Source organism: Allocatelliglobosispora scoriae, assembly GCF_014204945.1.
GTDB lineage: Bacteria > Actinomycetota > Actinomycetes > Mycobacteriales > Micromonosporaceae > Allocatelliglobosispora > Allocatelliglobosispora scoriae.
Genome location: NZ_JACHMN010000003.1, coordinates 834646 through 855261, shown reverse-complemented (window position 1 = coordinate 855261; position 20616 = coordinate 834646). Strand labels below are relative to the sequence as shown.

At 71.9% G+C, this 20616-nt stretch carries 7 protein-coding genes; all 7 read left to right on the top strand.

The annotated features are described in order from the left end of the window. Positions 1 to 14 precede the first annotated feature (14 nt). The 7 genes from F4553_RS30315 (at position 15) to F4553_RS30285 (ending at position 20609) form a co-directional block, all read left to right on the top strand. Positions 15 to 1025 carry an asparagine synthetase A gene (locus F4553_RS30315; protein WP_221470540.1) on the top strand — a complete coding sequence of 337 codons (1011 nt, stop codon included), beginning with the start codon at positions 15 to 17 and terminating at the stop codon, positions 1023 to 1025. After that, a complete protein-coding gene (locus F4553_RS30310; protein WP_184842806.1) occupies positions 1022 to 2311 on the top strand; it encodes a glutamate synthase-related protein in 1290 nt (429 codons plus the stop codon). The genes F4553_RS30315 and F4553_RS30310 overlap by 4 nt, the downstream gene beginning before the upstream one ends. Further along, positions 2295 to 3650 carry an MFS transporter gene (locus F4553_RS30305; protein ID WP_184842803.1) on the top strand — a complete coding sequence of 452 codons (1356 nt, stop codon included), beginning with the start codon at positions 2295 to 2297 and terminating at the stop codon, positions 3648 to 3650. Before F4553_RS30310 ends, F4553_RS30305 begins: the two co-directional genes overlap by 17 nt. A gap of 893 nt (positions 3651 to 4543) precedes the next feature. Continuing rightward, a complete protein-coding gene (locus F4553_RS30300) occupies positions 4544 to 4756 on the top strand; it encodes an MbtH family protein (RefSeq protein WP_312875446.1) in 213 nt (70 codons plus the stop codon). A 42-nt stretch (positions 4757 to 4798) separates the two neighbouring features. Continuing rightward, positions 4799 to 9754 carry a non-ribosomal peptide synthetase gene (locus F4553_RS30295; RefSeq protein ID WP_184842798.1) on the top strand — a complete coding sequence of 1652 codons (4956 nt, stop codon included), beginning with the start codon at positions 4799 to 4801 and terminating at the stop codon, positions 9752 to 9754. Next, positions 9751 to 20223 (top strand): non-ribosomal peptide synthetase, encoded by a 10473-nt coding sequence (locus F4553_RS30290; RefSeq protein ID WP_184842795.1) that lies wholly within the window; start codon positions 9751 to 9753, stop codon positions 20221 to 20223. The genes F4553_RS30295 and F4553_RS30290 overlap by 4 nt, the downstream gene beginning before the upstream one ends. After that, positions 20220 to 20609 carry a nuclear transport factor 2 family protein gene (locus F4553_RS30285; protein ID WP_246467524.1) on the top strand — a complete coding sequence of 130 codons (390 nt, stop codon included), beginning with the start codon at positions 20220 to 20222 and terminating at the stop codon, positions 20607 to 20609. The genes F4553_RS30290 and F4553_RS30285 overlap by 4 nt, the downstream gene beginning before the upstream one ends. The last annotated feature ends 7 nt before the right edge of the window (positions 20610 to 20616 follow it).

Sequence of the window (20616 nt, the reverse complement as noted above, 5' to 3'; positions counted from 1 at the left end):
GAAGGAGCAGATCCATGACGCAGATGCAGATCCACGAGGCGGTCGCGGCTTCCCTCCCGCCGGGCCCCCGCGAGCACCTCACCTCACCGGTCACCCGGACCGTGCTGCGGGTGCAGAACGAGATCACCGCCGCCGCCCGCGATTACCTCGGCGGCGACGGCTTCGTCGAGATGCTGCCGCCGATCATCGGGCCGGTCACCGACCCCGGTGCACGCGGCGCCAAGCAGGTCGACATCGACTTCTACGGCCATCGCTACAAGCTGATGACGAGCGCGATCCTCTACAAGCAGGCCTCCCTGCTCGCCTTCGACAAGATCTTCTACATCGCGCCCAACGTCCGCCTGGAACCGCTGGAGACCTCCTCCACCTCGCGGCACCTCGCCGAATTCCACCAGATCGACGTCGAGTGCGCCCACGCGACGCGGGAGGAGATCCTGCTCGTGGCGCAGGGACTCGTCAGCCACATCGTCCGCCGGGTCACCGAGCGGATGCCCGCCGAGCTCGTCTTCCTCGGCCGCGACCCGCGCGCCTTCGACGCCCTGCTCAGCGGCGGCTTCGGCCGGATGACCCACCGCGAGGCGACCCAGGAGCTGCACGATCTCGGCCACGACCAGAGCCACGACGCCGAGATCGACTGGGAGGGCGAGCGCATCCTCTCCGCCGAGTACGAGCGGCCGTTCTTCATCACCGACTACCCCAAGGGATCGCGCGGCTTCTATGACCGGGAGAACCCGGCGATGCCCGGGACGCTGCGCAACTTCGACCTCATCGCCCCCGAGGGCTACGGCGAGCTGTGCAGCGGCAGCGAGCGGGAGTACGAGTACCGCCAGATCGTCGCCCGCATCCGCGAGACCGGCGAGAACCCGGCGAAGTACGGCTGGTACCTCGACCTCGTCCGCGAGGGCATCAAGGGCAGCTCCGGCTTCGGCATCGGCCTGGAGCGCCTGACCCGCTACATCTGCGGCCTGGACTCCGCGTGGCAGGCGAACGCCTATCCCAAGCTCCCCGGCCGGGTGTCCCCGTGAGCGCGCTGCGAGCCGCGACCTTCCCGGAGGCACAGGTCCGCCGGCGCGCCCGGCTCGGCGCCGCCGCGGCCTTCCCCGATCCCGAGGGGTACGGGACGAGCCTGCTCGGCGCCGATCCGGCCCGTGCCGCCGCCGACGAGATCGACAATGCTCGACTGGTGCCACCGGTCTTCATGCCGCAGCGCCTGGAGCGGCTCATCGATCTCGCCCGCGAGCCGATGTACGGCGACGTCGACCTGACCACCTCGATCGGCGGCTTCGTCTCCCCACTGCCCGCCTACGTCTCCGCTTTCGGGTCGACGCAGGTGGCGAGCTCCAACCTCGGGCTGGCGGTGAGCGAGCAGGCGGGGCGGTTGGGCGTACCCATGGTGATCGGCGAGAACGTGGTGCCGATGAACGGTTACGGCCGGATGGAGGGCGACGGCGAACGGAGCCTGCTGGGTCGGGTGCAGCGCTACGCGGCGGCGGTGCCCGACGGCCTGGGCGGCGTGGTCGTGCAGCAGAGCACGGAGGACGCCGACGCCGAGGTCTGGAACCTCGTCTACAGCGACCCGACCGCGACGAAGCTGCTGGAGACGGGCAGGCTCGCCTTCGAGCTGAAGGTCGGCCAGGGCGCCAAGCCGGGCCTCGGGGGCATGACGGTCGTCAGCACCGAGACCGGGGCGAGCGTCGCCGAGCAGTACGCGATCGATCCGATCTACGGTACCGAGGCCGGGCGGGTGCTGCGGTGCAGCGCGCCCGGCACCTTCACCGACGAGATCCTGCGCCAGCAGATCCGGTTGATGCGCAACAACTTCCCGCGTGCCCGGATCTGGGTGAAGCTGCACCCGGGCCGCGACATCGCGCAGGCGGCAGCGGTCGCCTGGGCAGCGGGGGCGTCGGCGGTCACCGTCGACGGCGCCGAAGGCGGCTCCGGCTGGGCACCACTGTCCTTTCTGGACCACGTGGGCCTGCCGCTCGGCGAGTGCCTGCACCGCATCGGCCGGCCCGACGGGTGCCTGCTCGCCTCCGGACGGATGTGGGACGGCGCTCGGGTGGCGAAGACCCTCGCCCTCGGCGCACGGGCGGCCGGGCTCGGCCGGGCCGCACTGCTCGCCGCCGACGAGGACCCCGCAGCCGGCCTCACCCGGCTGCTGACCTGCCTCGATTTCGAGCTGCGCCTCATCATCAGCGCGCTCGGCAAATACACCACCGACGCCCTCGGACCCGAGGATGTCTGGCTGCCCGCGCGGGCGGCGACGTCACCCGTGCCGGAAGGAGAGCTGAGCCGTGAGTATCACCGCTGAACCCGACCTGATCGCCGAGGAGGCGGGCATCGAGCCCGCACCGGCAGCGCCCGCACTGGCAGTGCCCGCCTCGGCCGAACCGCCCCGGCGGGGTGTCCTGCGCAACCGGGACTTCCGGCTGCTCTGGGCGGGTGAGACGACGAGTAAATTCGGCAGCGCCATCACCGGCGTCGCCCTGCCGCTCGTCGCCGTCACCGTCCTGGATGCGGGCCCGCTCGGGATGGGCGTGCTCACCGCGCTCTCCTGGGTACCGTGGCTCGTCTTCGGCCTGCCCGCCGGCGCCTGGGTGGACCGCTGGCCCCGGCGGACAGTCATGATCACGTGCAACGCGTCGGCGCTCGTACTGCTCGTCAGCGTACCGATCGTCTACTGGCTCGGGCTGCTCTCGATGGGCTACCTGCTCTTCGTCGCGCTCGCCTCCGGCATCGGCGCGGTCTTCTTCTCCCCCGCCTACGGCGCCTATCTGCCGTCGCTCGTGGACGGCGAGGACCTCGGCGAGGCGAACGCGAAGCTGCACGGCAGCGCCCAGGTCGCCTTCATGGGCGGCTCCGGTGTCGGCGGTGTCATCGCTGCGGTCTTCGGCGCGGTCGGCGGCATCCTCGTCGACGCGATCACCTACCTGGTCGCGGTGGTCTGCCTCGGCTCGATCAGGCATCGCGAGCCGCGTCAGGTGCGATCGGCGGACGCGCCTCGAAAGACGATCCGCCAGGACATCGCCGACGGCATCCGGTTCCTGGTGCGCGATCCTTACCTGCGGATCATCGCGCTCTGCGCCGGGGTGGAGAACCTGCTGCTCTCCGGCGCGCTCGCCCTGCTCGTGGTCTTCCTGATCAAGGTGGTCGCGATCCCGGCCGGCTTCGTCGGCGCGCTGCTCATCGCCGACAGCCTCGGCGGCCTCGCCGGTGCGCTGATCGCCAACCGGGTGTCGCGGAAGCTCGGCACGGCACGGGCGCTGATCGTCCTCGCCATCACCACGGCACCCTTCGGACTGCTGATCCCGCTCACCACCGACGGCTTCGGGATGCTGTTCTTCGCCGTCGGGATGGGCGTACCGGCCGCGGGCATGGTGGCCTGCGGCATCATCAGCGGCACGTTCCGGATGCGCTACTGCCCGCCGCAGATGCAGGGCCGGGTCAGCACGTCGGCGATGGTGATCGTCTATGGCAGCATGCCGATCGGCGCCCTCATCGGCGGCCTGCTCGGCAGCACCCTGGGCATCACCACGGGCCTGTGGATCATGCTCGGCGCGCTCGCGGCGGCGAAGTGGTTGCGCTTGATCGGTCCGATCAAGCGGAGCCGCGACCTCCCCACGGAGCCCGCTGCCGCAGTGCCCGCGTAGCGCGCTGGAATGCGCTGATCGCGTTGTTTCCCTGTTTCTGGCCCCACCTCCCGCACCGGAGGGGCCAGAAACAGGGAAACAACGCGATCTTGCGTTCCGCCCACCCCAGCGCGCCTCGCCCGGCGCGCCTCGCCCGGGTGCCCGGCGCGCCCCAAGATCGTCGCAACTCTTGAAGAGTTGGTGTTATCGCGCGGGTCAGGCTGCACCGCGGGACGAGCTCGTGCCGACTGCCACGCTTTGCAGCAAAGCGTGGCCATTTCGCGCGATGAAGCCACGCCTTGCTGCAAAGCGTGACGAGAGCGGGAGTGCTCACCGAGGGGCCCGGCCTCAAGGCCTGGGGTGACCGTGAAGAGATGGCATCTCGCGCGGCGATAGCACCAACTCTTCAAGAGTTGCGGCGATCTTGCTCCGCCCGGCCGAATCCGCCCGCGCGAGATCCGCCCCGCGCCACATCCGCCCGCCCGCACCAGATCTGGCGGGTCGATAGCGGGCCCTGCGGCCCGGAGCGGGGCCGGACGAGCACGAACGCCCTCCATGATCGCGTTGTTTCCCCGTTTTAGGCCCCTCCTCCTGCGTGTGAGGGCCCACGTTCCGGGAAACAACGCGATCACGCGCTCCAGTCCGCCCCGATAACACCAACTCTTGAAGAGTTGCGGCGATCTTGCGGCGCGACGCTATCCGGTCCAGCCGCGCCGAGCGCGCGGGGCCCGACGGGCACGCTTTGCAGCGAAGCGTGGCCTGGACGCGCGAAATGGCCACGCTTTGCTGCAAAACGTGACCGGGGGGCGCGGTGAAGCTGCCGGTCAAGTGCCGGTGCTAGCGCCGGTTTGCGCACTTCAGCGGCCATAGCCTTCGCGTAATCACGAAACGCTGAGGCATTGGAGATGGTCACCGTGGCTAATCCCTTCGACAACGAGGACGGGCTCTTCACCGTTCTCGTCAACGCCGAGAACCAGCACTCGCTCTGGCCCGTCGGCATCGCCGTACCGGCCGGCTGGACCGTCGTCCACGAGACCGACACCCGGGCCGCGTGCCTGGAGTACGTCGAGGCGCACTGGACCGACCTCCGTCCCGCCAGCCTGATCGCCGCCGCACAGGCTGCCTGATCTGCTGACCGACCTGACGAATGGTGGATCGGGGTGATGACAATGACCGCGACAAATCCGTCCGAGAGCACAGTGCACGCCGAGTTCGCACGTCAGGCGGCACGGAAGCCGGGCGCGACAGCGCTGATCGCCGGCGAGCGACGCCTCACCTACGGCGAGCTGGACGCCAAGGCCAACCAGCTCGCGAACCTGCTCATCGCAGAGGGGGTGCGGCGGGGTGATCTCGTGGCGCTCTATGTCCCGCGCGGGCCGGAGCTGGTGATCGGCATGCTGGCCACGATGAAGGCCGGTGCGGCGTATGTGCCGGCCGACCTCGCCTACCCGGTCAGCCGGATCACGGGGCTGCTCGACGAGGCGAAGCCGCGGGTGGTGCTGACGACCGGCGAGCTGAGCGCGCACGTCCAGGCGTACCCCCTGGTGGATGTTTTTGATCTTGCAGGAGAGCCGACGACGGCGCCGGACGTGCCGGTCGACCCCGCCGACGCGGCGTGCGTGATGTTCACGTCGGGGTCGACCGGGCGGCCGAAGGGCTCCATCGGGGATCATCGCTCGATCCTGCGGACCTTCCTCGGCCAGGACTTCCTGGAGTTCGGGCCGGACCTGGTGTTTCTGCAGGCGGCGCCGATCTCCTGGGACGCGTGCGCGCTGGAGCTCTATCCGGCGCTGCTGCACGGCGCGGCCTGCGTGCTGCAGCCCGGGCAGAGCCCCGACGCAGCACTCATCGCGGAGCTGGTCAAGGACCACGGCGTGACCAGCCTCTTCCTCTCGGCGGGCATGTTCGCGCTGCTGGCGGACCTGCACCCGGAGATCTTCGGGCTGCTCCGCCAGGTGATCACCGGCGGCGACGTGCCGGTCCTGGCACAGCTGCACCGCATCCGGCGCGAGCACCCTCACCTGCGGATCGTCAACGGTTACGGCCCGGTCGAGAGCATGGTCGTGGCGAGCTGCCACCAGGTCACGATGGCCGATCTCGACGCGGTGACCCTGCCGATCGGCCTGCCGCTCAACGACACCGGCGTGCACCTGCTCGACGACGAGCTGCGGCCGGTCGGGCCGGGGCAGCCGGGCGAGCTCTACATCACCGGCGACGGCCTGGCGCGCGGTTACCTCGGCCAGGCCGGACTCACCGCGACCCGGTTCGTCGCCGCCGCCGACGGCACCCGGATGTACCGCACCGGTGACCTCGCCTCCCGGCGCGCCGACGGCGTGCTGGAGTTCCTCGGCCGCGCCGACGACCAGGTCAAGATCCGCGGATTCCGGGTCGAGCCCGGCGAGATCGAAGCGGTGATCGCGTCGCACCCCGGCGTCGTCGCGGTCAAGGTGATCGCGCGGGAGGACCGCCCGGGCGACAAGCGCCTCATCGGGTACGCCGTGAGCCCCCACCTCACCGCGGCGGACCTGCGCTCCTATGTGGAGACCAGGCTCCCCGACCACCTCGTCCCCTCGGCGTTCGTGCTGCTCGACGCGCTGCCGCTGACCGCCAACGGCAAGGTCGACCGGGCCGCGCTGCCCGCGCCGGAGTTCACCGGAACCGGCGAGCGACGAGCACCCCGCACCGAGCCCGAGGGCCTGCTCTGCACCATCTTCGCCGAGGTCCTGGGCCTCGCCGAGGTCGGCATCGACGACCACTTCTTCCACTGCGGCGGGCACTCCCTGCTCGCCGCCCGCCTCATCAACCGCGTCCGCGCCGCCTTCGGCACGGAACTGACCCTCCGTGACCTGTTCGCCGCCCCCACCGTCGCCGTCCTCGCCACCCACCTCGTGGCCAGCCGGGATGCCCGACCGGTGCTGCGTCCAACCCTTCGGACTCAAGGAGTTTCCATGATCCCCTTGTCCTTCGCGCAGCAGCGGCTCTGGTTCCTGAGCCGCCTCGAGCACAGCCCGGCCTACAACGTGCCGGTCGCTGTCAACCTGCGTGGCCGTATCGACACCGCCGCCCTGCGAGCCGCCATCGACGACGTGGTCGAGCGGCACGAGGCCCTGCGCACGGTCTTCCCCGAGCGCGACGACGAGCCGTACCAGAAGATCATCGATGGCGGCCGACCCGTCTGGATCGAGGTGGACTGCCCGGCCGACGAGGTCGACACCATGGTGCTGGACGCCTCGCGGTACGTCTTCGACCTCACCGAGGAGCTGCCGATCCGGGTCACCCTGCTGCGCAGCGCCCCCGAGGAGCACGTGCTGCTCGTCGTGATGCACCACATCGTCAGCGACGGCTGGTCGATGAGCCCGCTGCTGCGCGACATCGCGACGGCGTACACGGCGCGGTCCGGTGGTGTGGCGCCGCAGTGGGAGCCGCTCGCCGTCCAGTACGCCGACTACACCATGTGGCAGCGCGAGCTGCTCGGCGACGCGTCCGAGCCGGAGAGCATGGCGTCGCGCCAGCTCGACTACTGGACCAAGGCGCTCGACGCGCTGCCCGAGGAGGTCACGCTCGCACCGGACCGGCCGCGACCGGCGACCCCGAGTTACCGGGGCGAGGTGGTCGGGCTGCAGTTCGACGTCGCCACCCACGCCGCCCTGCACGACCTGGCCCGGCGCGAGCAGGTCACCCTCTTCATGATCCTGCAGGCCGCTCTGTCGGGGGTCCTGAGCCGCCTCGGCGCCGGGCAGGACATCGTCTTCGGCTCCCCGGTCGCCGGTCGCGTCGACGACGCGCTGGAGGACCTGGTCGGCTTCTTCGTCAACACCCTGGTGCTGCGGACCAGCACCTCCGGCGACCCGACCTTCCGCGACCTGCTCGGCCGGGTACGCGAGACCGACCTCGCCGCCTATGCCCACCAGGACCTGCCCTTCGAGCGGATCGTCGAGGCGCTCAACCCGATGCGCTCGCTCGCCCGCCACCCCCTCTTCCAGGTGATGCTGGTCCTGCAGAACAACGACGAGGCGTCGCTGTCACTGCCGGACCTTTCGGTGACGAGCCGGCTCGCCGACACGCGGACGGCGAAGTTCGACCTCACCGTCGCCTTCTCCGAGATCCGCAACCCGCAGGGCGAGCTCGCCGGGATCACCGGCTCCTTCGAGTTCGCCACCGACCTCTACGAGCGCAGGACGGTCGAGCTTGTCGCCCGGTGCACGGAGCTGCTGGTCAAGGCGATGGTCGCCGACCCCGCCGGCCGCCTCAGCGAGGTGGACCTGCTGCCGCCCGCCGAGCGCGAGCTGCTCGTCGGCGAGTGGAGCGGCGCCACCGCACCCGTCACCGCCGAGGCGACCGCGCACGAGGTCTTCGCCCGGCAGGCCGCCACGACACCGGGTGCGGTGGCGCTGATCGACGGGACCGCGCAGGTCACCTATGCCGAGCTGGATGCCCGCGCCAACCGGCTCGCGCACCAGCTCGTCGCCGAGGGGGTGACGCGCGGGGAGCTGGTCGGGGTCTACCTCGACCGGGGCGTCGAGCTCGTCGTCACGGTCCTCGCCGCGCTGAAGGCGGGCGCCGCCTACACGCTGCTCGACACGAAATACCCCGTCGAGCGGCTCGCGACGGTGCTTTCGAGCGTCGGCGCCACGACGGTGCTGAGCCGTCCGGCGGAGATCGAGGCGGGAAAGGCGACCGACCGCTGGAACTGGATCGACGTCACCGATCCCGGTGTCGCGCAGCAGTCCCCGATCGCCCCCGACGTGGCGGTGACCCCGGCCGACGCGGTCTGCGTCATGTTCACCTCCGGCTCCACCGGGCGGCCCAAGGGCGTGGTCGCGTCGCACCGATCGCTCGTGGCGACCTTCGTCGGCCAGGAGTATGTCCACTTCGGACCGGATGAGGTCGTGCTGCAGTGCTCCCCGGTCTCGTGGGACGCCTTCGCACTGGAGCTGTTCACCGCGCTCTTCTTCGGCGGGACCTGCGTCCTGCAGCCCGGCCAGAGCCCCGAGCCCGCCGTGATCGTCGACCTGATCAGGAAGCACGCGGTCACGACGATCCACGTCTCGGCGAGCCTGCTCAACTTCCTCGTCGACGAGTACCCGGGTGCCTTCGGCGGCGTACGCCAGGTGATGACCGGCGGCGAGGCGGCGAGCGTCGCCCACCTCACCAAGCTGCTCGGGGCGAACCCGGCGATCCGGCTCGTCAACGGCTACTCCCCCGTCGAGTGCATGATCTTCACCGTCTACCACCCGGTGACGAAGGACGACTGCGCGGGCCGGTCGATCCCGGTCGGCGGGCCCCTGCACGGCAAGCAGGTCTACGTCCTCGACGAGCACCTCGACGTGGTGCCGATCGGCATCGTCGGCGAGCTCTACATGGCCGGGGTCGGCCTCGCCAACGGCTACCTCGGCCAGAGCGGCCTCACCTCGTCGCGGTTCGTCGCGAACCCGTTCGGTGAGACCAGCGACCGGATGTACCGCACCGGCGACCTGGTGAAGTGGCGACCGGACGGGGTGCTGGAGTTCTGCGGGCGGGTGGACGACCAGGTCAAGATCCGGGGCTTCCGGGTCGAGCCGGGCGAGGTGGAGACCGTCATCGGCCGCCACGAGACCGTCGGCCAGGTCGCGGTGATCGTGCGCGAGGACCGGCCCGGCGACAAGCGCCTCGTCGGCTACCTCGTGCCCGCCACCGGCGCGGCCGTGGCGACCGAAACCATCCGCCAGTACGCGTCCCAGCTGCTCCCGGACTACATGGTGCCGTCGGCCCTCGTCGTCCTCGACGCGCTGCCGCGGACCGCCAACGGCAAGCTCGACCGCAAGGCCCTGCCCGCGCCGACCGTCACCGCCTCGGCGACGAGCCGGCGGCCGCGCAACGAGCGGGAGCAGACCCTCTGCGACCTCTACACCGAGATCCTCGGCGTGCCCAACGTCGGCATCGACGACGACTTCTTCACCCTCGGCGGGCACTCGCTGCTCGTGACGAGGCTGATCAGCAAGGTACGCAAGGCGTTCGCCGTCGAGCTCACCATCCAGGCGGTGTTCAGCGCCCGGACCGTGGCCAACCTGGTCGAGCAGCTCGACAACGCAGACAAGGCGCGGCCTGCCCTGCGCGCCCGGGTCCGGACGGAGACCGCGCGATGATCCCCCTCTCCTTCGCCCAGCGCCGGCTGTGGTTCCTGCACCAGGTGGACCCGGGTACGGCGTACAACGTGGGGTTCACCCTGCGGATCCGGGGAGCCGTCGACGCCGACGTGCTCGAAGCGGCGCTCGGTGACGTGGTGGGGCGGCACGAGGTGCTGCGGACCACCTTCCCCGAGGTCGACGGCGAGCCCGAGCAGCTGGTCCACGACGACCGGCGGCCCGTGCTGACGCGGGCCGCCGTCGCCGGGGCGGAGCTCGACGCGGCGATCGACGCGCACGCCGCGCACGTCTTCGACCTGGCTCGGGAGATCCCGATCCGGGCGCACCTGATCACGGTGTCCGGGCAGGCAGAGCACCGGCTCTGCCTGCTGCTGCACCACATCGCGGCCGACGGCTGGTCGCTCGGGCCGCTCGTCGGCGACCTGAGCACCGCCTACGCCGCCCGGATCGCCGGTGCGGCACCGCAGTGGGAGGAGCTCCCCGTCCAGTACGCCGACTACACCCTCTGGCAGCGCGACGTGCTGGGCAGCGAGGACGACCCGGACAGCGTCGTGTCCCGGCAGCTCGACTACTGGCGCAAGACCCTCGCCGGTGTCGTCGAGGAGCTGCCGCTGCCGACGGACCGGTCCCGGCCGGCCGAGCCGAGCGAGCGGGGCGACCTCGCCTCGGTCATCGTCGGCGCCGACCTGCACGCCGGGCTCGTCGCGATCGCGGCGCAGCGGCAGGTGACCCTCTTCATGGTGGTGCAGGCCGCGCTGACCGGCCTGCTCACCCGGCTCGGCGGCGGCACCGACATCCCCGTCGGCACCCCGATCGCGGGCCGCAACGACGAGGCGCTGGAGGAGCTCGTCGGCTTCTTCATCAACACCGTCGTGCTGCGGACGGACACGTCGGGCGACCCGACCTTCGCGGAGCTGATCGACCGGATCCGGGATACCGACCTCGCCGCCTTCGCGCATCAGGATCTGCCGTTCGAGCGGATCGTCGAGGCGCTCAACCCGCCCCGGTCGCTGTCCCGACACCCGATCTTCCAGGTCATGTACGCCCTGCAGAGCCAGGCCGCGCAGAGTGCCGACGAGGCGGCGGAGGACGGTTCCGGCGTCCAGCTGGAGATCGTGCCGGTGCCCGCGACCTCGGCGAAGTTCGACCTGACCGTCGCGGTCTCCGAGATCCGCACGGCCGACGGCGCCCCGGACGGCATGGTCGTCTCCTTCGAGTACGCCACCGACCTCTTCGACCGGACCACGATCGAGCGGCTGCTCGCCTTCTTCGAGGTGATGCTGACCGCGCTGGTCACGGCCCCCGATCAGCGCCTCAGCACCGTCGACCTGCTCCCGGCCGCCGAGCGCGAGCTGCTCCTGGAGACCTGGAGCGGCACCCACCCGATCCCATCACCGCAGGCAGAGGCCATGATCGGCACAACTCTTGAAGAGTTGCGGCGATCTTGGTCAACGGCCGGACAGCCAGGAGCGGCCACCGCTGCCGGGGCCGCCGACGCCTTCGGGACCGGGGCCGTTTTAGCACCAACTCTTGAAGAGTTGCGGCGGGCTGGGGAGGCGGGATCGTGGGGCGTCGTACACGAGGTGGTCGCCCGGCAGGCTGCCGCCACACCGGAAGCGGTGGCGCTCATCGATGGGGAGCTGCGGGTCAGCTATGCCGAGCTGGACGCGCGGGCCAACCGGCTCGCGCACCACCTGCTCGACAGCGGGGTCCGGCGCGGGCAGATCGTCGGCGTCTACCTCGATCGCGGCGCGGAGCTGATCGTCGCGGTGCTCGGCGTGATCAAGACGGGCGCCGCCTACTCCCTGCTCGACACGAACCACCCCGTCGAGCGGCTCACCTCGATCGTGGCCGAGGGCGGCATGTCCGTACTCAGCCGGCGGTCCGAGATGGATGCCTATCAAGCGCACGAGGCCTGGGCGTGGCTCGACATCGCGGGCGCCGACGGCAGGCCGGAGACCGCACCCGCGGTGGACGTCACCCCCGCCGACGCGGTCTGCGTCATGTTCACCTCCGGCTCCACGGGCCGGCCCAAGGGCGTCGTCGCCTCGCACCGGTCGCTGGTCGCGACCTTCGCCGGGCAGGAGTTCGTCCACTTCGGACCGCTAGAGGTCGTCCTGCAGTGCTCCCCGGTCTCGTGGGACGCCTTCGCGCTGGAGCTCTTCACCGCGCTGCTCTTCGGCGGCACCTGCATCCTGCAGCCCGGTCAGAGTCCGGAGCCCGCGGTCATCGCCGGCCTCGTCGAGGAGCACGGTGTGACGACGCTGCACGCGTCGGCGAGCCTGCTCAACTACCTGATCGACGAGCACCCGGCCGTCTTCGACACGGTCCGCCAGGTGATGACCGGCGGCGAGGCCGCGAGCGTCGCCCACCTCGGCCGGCTGCTGGAGCTCAACCCGTCGCTGCGGCTCGTCAACGGCTACTCCCCCGTCGAGAGCATGATCTTCACGGTCTTCCGCGCCGTGACCGCCGAGGACTGCGCGGGCCGATCGATCCCGGTCGGCGGCCCCCTGCACGGCAAGCAGGTCTACGTCCTCGACGAGCACCTCGGCCTCGCCCCGATCGGCGTCGTCGGCGAGCTCTACATGGCCGGGCTCGGCCTCGCCGACGGATACCTGGGCCAGACCGGGCTCACCGCCGCGCGCTTCGTGGCGAACCCCTTCACGCCAGGGCGGATGTACCGCACCGGCGACCTCGTCAAATGGCGTCCCGACGGGGTGCTGGAGTTCTGCGGGCGGGTCGACGACCAGGTCAAGATCCGCGGATTCCGGATCGAGCCGGGCGAGGTGGAGACCGTCATCGGACGGCACCCCGGTGTCGGGCAGGTCGCGGTCGTCGTGCGCGAGGACAGGCCCGGGGACCGGAGGTTGGTGGCTTACGCCGTACCCACTGGTGATCTTGATATTGACACTGCCGAGCTGCGGCGGCACGTCGCGGCCGCGCTCCCCGACTACCTGGTGCCCGCCGCGTTCGTGGCGCTGGAAGCGCTGCCGCGCACCGCCAACGGCAAGCTGGACCGCCGCGCGCTGCCCCCGCCGACGCTCACCGCGGCCGGGCGGGCGCCGCGCACACCGCGCGAGGAGATCCTCTGCGACCTCTACCGCGACATCCTCGGCGTCGCCGGCGTCGGCATCGACGACGACTTCTTCGCCCTCGGCGGCCACTCGCTGCTCGCGGCGCGGCTCATCGGCCGCGCCCGCGAGCGCTTCGACCGCGAGCTGAGCGTCAAGGCGCTCTTCACGCACCCCACGCCGGGCGCGCTCGCCGCACACCTCGAAACCACCCAGGGGGTACGCCGAAAGCCGCTGCTCGCCACCGCCACCCGCCCGGACCCGTTGCCGCTGTCGTTCGCCCAGCGCCGGTTGTGGTTCCTGCACCGGGTCGAGCCGAGCAACGCCTACAACGTGGCGTTCACGCTGCGGTTGCGGGGCGACGTCGATGTCGTCGCGCTGCACGACGCCCTCGGCGACCTCGCCGCCCGCCACGAGGTGCTGCGCACCGTCTATCCGGAGCTCGACGGCGAGCCGGTGCAGGTCGTCCTGCCCGACGCCCGCCCGACGATGACCTGCGGCCGGGCCGATGAGTCCACACTGGACGCAGTGGTCCGGGAGTCGGCCGGCCACGTCTTCGACCTCGCCACCGAGCTGCCGATCCGCGCCCGCCTCGTCACCGTCACGCCGCAGGAGCACCGGCTCTGCCTGGTGCTGCACCACATCGCGGCCGACGGCTGGTCGATGGCGCCGCTGATCCGCGACCTCACCGACGCCTACGCCGCCCGGGCCGCGGGCGGCGAGCCGCAGTGGCAGCCGCTCCCCGTCCAGTACGCCGACTACACGCTCTGGCAGCGCGACCTCCTCGACGGTTCCACGGACGCCTCCGACCAGCTCGCCTTCTGGCGGGAGACGCTCGCCGGGCTGCCCGAGGAGATCGAGCTGCCGGCCGACCGCCCGCGCCCGCTGGACCGCGACGGCCTCGGCGGCAGCGTCGTGCGGCGCCTCTCCCCGGCGCTGCACGCACGGCTGCTGGAGGTGAGCCGCACCGAGCAGGTCACCCTCTTCATGACCCTCCAGGCACTCACGGCGGCGCTGCTCAGCCGGGTCGGCGGCGGCGAGGACATCGTCCTGGGCACCCCCGTCGCGGGGCGCAGCGACCCGGCCATGGACGACCTCGTCGGCTTCTTCGTCAACACCCTGGTGCTGCGGACCGACCTCGGTGGCGCGCCCTCGCTGCGGGAGCTGCTGCGGCGGGTCCGGACCGGCACCATCGACGCCTTCTCCCACCAGGACGTGCCCTTCGAGCGCATCGTCGAGGAGCTCAACCCGGCCCGCGTGCTCGGCCGCCACCCGCTCATCCAGACGATGGTCATGCTGCACGGCAACGAGGCGCTCAGCGCCGAGCTCGGCGAGGGAGCCGAGCTGCAGGCGGTCGAGACCGGCACGGCGAAGTTCGACCTGAGCGTCGGCTTCCTGGACCGGCGCGACGAGGCCGGAGCGCCGGCGGGGCTCGACGCCTACTGGGAGTTCGCGACCGACATGTTCGACCACGACACCGTGGCGGCGCTCGCGGAGCGGTTCGAACTCTTCGCGGCGGCGGTCCTCGGCGATGTGGACCGGCCTGTCGGCGACGCCGACCTGCTCTCCCCCGCCGAACGGCGGCACCTGCTGGTCGAGCTCACCGACACCGGGGCCGACGTGCCCGCCGCCACCCTCGCCGAGCTGGTCGCGGCCCGGGCAGCCGAGCAGCCCGACGCGATCGCGCTGATCGAGGCGGGTCGCCGGGTCAGCTACGGCGAGCTCGACGCCTCGGCCCGCGAGTGGGCCGGGCGCCTCGCCGCTGCGGGCGCCGGGCCGGAGACGATCGTGGCGGTCGCGATCCCGCGCGGGGTCGACTTCATCGTCGGGATCGTCGCGGTGCTCTACGCCGGTGCCGCCTGGCTGCCGCTGGACCCGGACTACCCGGCGGAGCGGCTGGCGTTCATGCTCGACGACGCCGACCCGTCCTGCGTGCTCACGACGACCGCTCTCGCCCCGAGTTTCGGCGGCGGGCGGTCGGCGCTGCTCGCCGACGACGCCGCAGCGAGCGATCTCACCCTGACACGACCGGTTCCGCTCGACGATGCCTGCCCTTCGTCCGGCCTCGCTCCGAGTGCGGCCGGGCGGCGGTCGGTGCTGCTCATCGACGCACCGGGTGGCGCGACGGCACCGGTCCGACCGGCCGGGCCCGACGACGGCGCCTACCTGATCTACACCTCCGGGTCGACCGGGCTGCCCAAGGGCGCGCTCGTCCCGCACCGCGCCATCGGCAACGACCTGGCCTGGCGGCGGGCCGAGAACGCCGTCACCGCCGCCGACCGGATGCTGCACAAGACCGCGGCAGGCTTCGACGTGTCGGTGCTGGAGATCTTCACCGCACTCACCGCCGGTGCCGCCCTGGTCCTGGCCCGCCCCGGTGGGCAGCGCGAACCCGCCTACATCGCCGAGCTGATCCGGGCCGAGCAGGTCACGATCGCCACCTTCGTCCCGGCGATCCTCGACGCGTTCCTCCGCGAACCCGCGGCGGCGTCCTGCACGTCGCTGCGCCAGGTGATCGTCGGCGGCGAGCAGCTCACCACCGACCTGCTCGCCCGGTTCACCGCCGCCCTCGGGCACGCGCAGCTCTTCAACGCCTACGGGCCGACCGAGGCGGCGATCGATGTCACGCAGTTCCGCTGTGACGACGGCGGCGGCCCGATCCCGATCGGCGCACCGCACCCCAACGTCCGTGCCTACGTCCTCGACGGCCGACTGCACCCGGTGCCGGTGGGCCAGGCCGGCGAGCTCTACCTCGGCGGGGTCCAGCTCGCCCGGGGATACCACCGGCGCCCCGGCCTCACCGCCGCGCGGTTCGTCGCCGACCCCTACTCCAGCGGCGGGCGCCTCTACCGCACCGGCGACCTGGTCCGGCGGCGTCCCGACGGCAACCTCGTCTACCTGGGCCGCACCGATCACCAGGTGAAGCTGCACGGGGTCCGGATCGAGCCGGGCGAGATCGAGGCGACGCTCGCCGGGCACCCCGGACTCGCCGGTGCCGTCGTCATCGTCCGCGAGGACGTGCCCGGTGACCGGCGGCTCGTCGCCTACCCGGTCGGCGGGCCGGTGGACGAGGCGGAGCTGCGCGAATATCTGGCAGCCCGGCTCCCCGACCACCTCGTACCGCAGGTCTACGTGCCGATCGACGCGGTGCCGCTCTCGCCGTCGGGCAAGGTCGACACGAGGGCACTGCCCGCTCCCGTCGCGACCGTCGGGCGGGCGGCTCGCACGCCGCAGGAGGAGATCCTCTGTGGACTCTTCCGGGACCTGCTCGGGATCGACCGGGTCGGCGCCGACGACAACTTCTTCGCCCTCGGCGGCCACTCGCTGCTCGCGGTGCGGCTCATCAATCGCGTACGCGAATCGCTGCACGCCGAACTCGACGTGCGGGACATCTTCCGGACGCCCACCCCGGCCGGGCTCGTCGGCCGGCTCGACCGGACCGGCCGCCGGGTGCGGCCCCGCCTGGTCCGGCAGGACACCCCGGAGCTGCTGCCGCTGTCGCACGCCCAGCGGCGGCTGTGGTTCCTGCACCAGGTCGAGCCGAACGCGGCATACGGCATGGCGACGGCGCTGCGGCTGCGCGGCACCTGGAACGGTCCGGCGCTGCGGGCGGCCCTGCACGATGTCGTCACCCGGCAGGAGGCGCTGCGGACCGTCTTCCCCGAGGTCGACGGCGCCCCGGTGCAGGTGGTGCTCGACGCCGCCGAAGCGGCACCGGTCTGGACCGAGTCGGCCTGCACCGAGGACGGTCTCGCAGCGGCGATCACCCGCGCCTCGGGATGGGTCTTCGACCTCGCCACCGACCGGCCGCTGCGGGCGGACGTGCTGACCCTCGCCCCCGACGACCACGTGCTCGTGCTGACGATGCACCACATCTCGGCCGACGGCTGGTCGATGGGGCCGCTGCTGGGCGACCTCGGCACCGCCTACGAGGCCCGCCTCGCCGGCCGGGCACCGTCCTTCACCCCGCTGCCGGTGCGGTACGCCGACTACACCCTCTGGCAGCACGAGATGATGGGTAGCCCCGAGGACCCGGAGTCGGTCTTCACCGAGCAGCTCGACTATTGGCGCGGCCAGCTCGACGGGCTGCCCGACCAGCTCAACCTGCCCACGGACCGGCCCCGGCCACCGCTGCCCACGCACGCGGGCGACACGGTCGAGGCGGCCATCCCGGCCGAGCTGCACGCCAGGCTCGGCGAGCTGGCCCGCGGGCAGCAGGTGACGCTCTACATGCTGCTCCAGGCGGCCGTCGCCACGCTGCTCACCCGGCTCGGCGCGGGCACCGACATCCCGATCGGCTCGGTCGTCGCCGGGCGCACCGACGCGGAGCTCGACGACCTCGTCGGCTTCTTCGTCAACACGCTGGTGCTGCGGACCGACACCTCCGGCGACCCGGCCTTCACCGAGCTGCTGGCCCGGGTCCGGGAGACCGACCTCGCCGCGCTGTCGCACCAGGACCTCCCCTTCGACCAGCTCGTCGAGGAGCTGCGGCCGATGCGGTCGCTGGCGCGGCACCCGCTCTTCCAGGTGATGCTGGTGCTGCAGAACCTCGGCAGCGGCGGCACTTTCGCCCTGCCGGGGCTCGATGTCGACTTCGAGCCGATCGGCCACGGCGGGGCGAAATTCGACCTCACCATGGTCCTGTCCGAGGCGACGGGTGCGGACGGTGCTCCGGCCGGGATCCACGCCTCGTTCGAGTTCGCCACCGACCTCTTCGACCGCTCCACCGTGGAGGTGCTCGCCGAGCGGCTGATCCGGCTGCTCTCGGTCGTCGCCACGGCGCCGCAGACCCGGCTCGGCGAGATCGAGCTGCTCGCGGACGACGAGCTCAGCCGGGTGCTGCACGAGTGGCAGGGTGAGCGGATCCCGTTCGACGCCGAGCGGACCGTCTGCGACCTCATCGCCGAGCATGCGGCCACCCGACCGGAGGCGCTCGCGGTGGCGGGCGCCGACGGCACGCTCACCTACTGGGAGTTGGAGGAGCGGGCGCAGCGCCTGGCGCAGAAGCTGACGAGCCTCGGCGTACGCCCGTCGACGCTGGTCGGCCTCTGTCTGGAGCGCGGCGCCGGGATGGTCGCGGGGATGCTCGGCATCCTCCAGGCCGGTGCGGCGTATGTGCCGCTGGACCCGACCTATCCGGCCGGGCGGCTGGAGTTCCTGATGGCGGACACCGCGATGCCGGTCATCGTCACCACCTCGGCACTCGCCGGGCTGCTGCCGCCGACCGACGCCTGGATCGTCTGCCTCGACGAGCTCGGCACCGCGCCGATCCGCCTCCTGCCGTCGGTGGCGTCCCCGGACGGCGTCGCCTACGTCATCCACACCTCCGGCTCGACCGGGACGCCCAAGGGGGTCGTGGTCCGCCACCGCAGCCTCACCGACATGTGCCTCGACCACGCCCGGCGCTACGGCATCACCCCGGACGACCGCACCAGCCAGGTCGCGTCGCAGGGCTTCGACGCCACGGTCTGGGAGCTGTGGCCTTATCTCTGCGCCGGTGCCTCGGTGCACCTGCCGGGCCAGCAGATCCTCGACGACGCGGATGCGCTGCTGGACTGGATCGCCTGCTCCCGGCTCACCGCCTGCTTCCTGCCGACGCCCCGGCTGGAGCTGCTCCTCGACGACGACCGGCTGCTGCGGACCTCGCTGCGCTGGCTCTTCACCGCCGGTGACGTGCTGCGGCGCACCCCGGACCGGGAGCTGCCCTTCCGGCTCATGAACCTCTACGGTCCGACCGAGTTCACCGTCGTCGCCTCCGGCGCCGAGGTCGCGGTCGGCGGGGCGGGGCTGCCCCCGATCGGGCGGCCCGTCGGCAACTCGTCGGCGCTCGTGCTCGACGCGGGGCTGCGGCCGGTGCCGGTGGGGGTGGAGGGCGAGCTCTACCTCGCCGGATCCGGCACCGCCGCCGGTTACCTCAACCGGGCCGAGCTCACCGCCGGGCGCTTCGTCGCCAACCCGTTCGGACCGCCCGGCGACCGGATGTACCGCACCGGCGACATCGTCCGGTGGCTCGCCGACGGGCAGCTCGCCTTCGTCGGGCGGACCGACCACCAGGTCAAGATCCGGGGCATCCGGATCGAGCTCGGCGAGATCGAGGCGGCGGTCTCCACCCATCCCCGGGTACGCCAGACCGTCGTGGTGGTGATCGCGCTCGGCGAGGCGAAACGGCTCGCCGCGTACGTCGCCGCCGACGGAGTCGATGCCCACGAGCTGCGACGGCACGCCGCGACCGTGCTGCCGGACTACCTGATCCCGGCCGCGTTCGTCATCGTCGACGAGCTGCCGCTCACCCTCAACGGCAAGCTCGACCGCACGTCGCTGCCCGAGCCGGTCTGGACCGCGGGTGGGGCCGGCCGGGCGCCGCGCAACCCGCGCGAGCAGCTGCTCACCGAGATCTTCGCGGAGACGCTGGGGCTGGACCGGGTCTCGATCGACGACAACTTCTTCGATCTCGGCGGCCACTCGCTGCTCGCCACCCGCATGATCAGCCGGATCCGGCTGGCGACCGGCTCCTCGCTCAGCATCCGGACGATCTTCACCGCACCCACCCCCGCCGCCCTCGCCGAGCAGCTCGACGCGGGGATCGTCGACGACGACGCGCTGGCGGTGCTGCTGCCACTGCGTACGACGGGCACCCGGGCACCGCTGTTCTGCGTGCACCCGGCCTCGGGGATCGCCTGGGTCTACTCAGGACTCCTGCGCCACCTCGGTCCGGACCAGCCCGTCTACGGGCTCCAGGCACGCGGGTTCACCCACCCGGGCGAGCCTGCGGCGGGGATGGCGGAGCTGGTCCGGCACTACCTCGCCGAGATTCGATCCGTCCAGCCCTCGGGCCCGTACCGGCTGATGGGTTGGTCCTTCGGGGGTGTCGTCGCGCACGCGCTGGCGGCGGCCCTGCAGGCCGAGGACGAGCGGGTGGAGCTGCTCGCGATCCTCGACGGCTACCCGGCCGTGACCGACCCGTCGGTCGCGCCGCTCGCCGCCGACGACCCGGCGTCGCTCGGCGCGCTGCTCGCCTCGGTCGGCATCGACAGCGGGCCGGTGGAGCTCGCCGAGTTCACCCGGATCGCGTCGGCGCCGCAGAGTCCCTTCGCGGTGCTCGGTGCCGCCGGGATCGCCGCGCTGCCCGCGGTCTTCGCGGGCAACGGCAACGCCATGAGCGCCTTCGACACCGGCACCGTCGACGGCGACCTGCTCTTCTTCGCCGCCACCGGCGACCTGGGCGACAAGCCCGACCCCGGGATCTGGCGGCAGCACGTCGGCGGCCTCGTCGAGGTGCACGAGATCGCCTGCCGCCACGGCGAGATGGTGCAGGCCGGGCCGCTCGCCCGGATCGCGCCGGTGCTCGCCGAACGGCTGCGCACCCCCGAATTCGCACACAGTGGAGGAACCCGATGATCGCACCAGGCAACATCGCCACCAAGACGATGACTCACGGCGAGGCGATGGTCCGCCGCTACTACGAGTGCGTCGACAACAACGACGTGGAGGGGCTCGTCGCCCTCTTCCAGCCCGACGCCGTCTATCGCCGGCCCGGATACCCGGCGATGGTCGGCCACGCCGAGATGGCCGCCTTCTATCGGGGCGGGCGAAAGTTCTCCGGCGGCGCCCACGCCTTCACGGCGGTGCTCGACACCGGCACCCACGTCGCGGTGCACGGCGAGTTCGCGGGCACCCTGCACGGCGGCACGTCGATGACGCTGCGCTTCGCCGACTTCTTCGAGGTCGGCGCCGACGGGCTCTTCTCCCGTCGCGACACCTACTACTTCGCCCCGCTCGGCTGACCACACT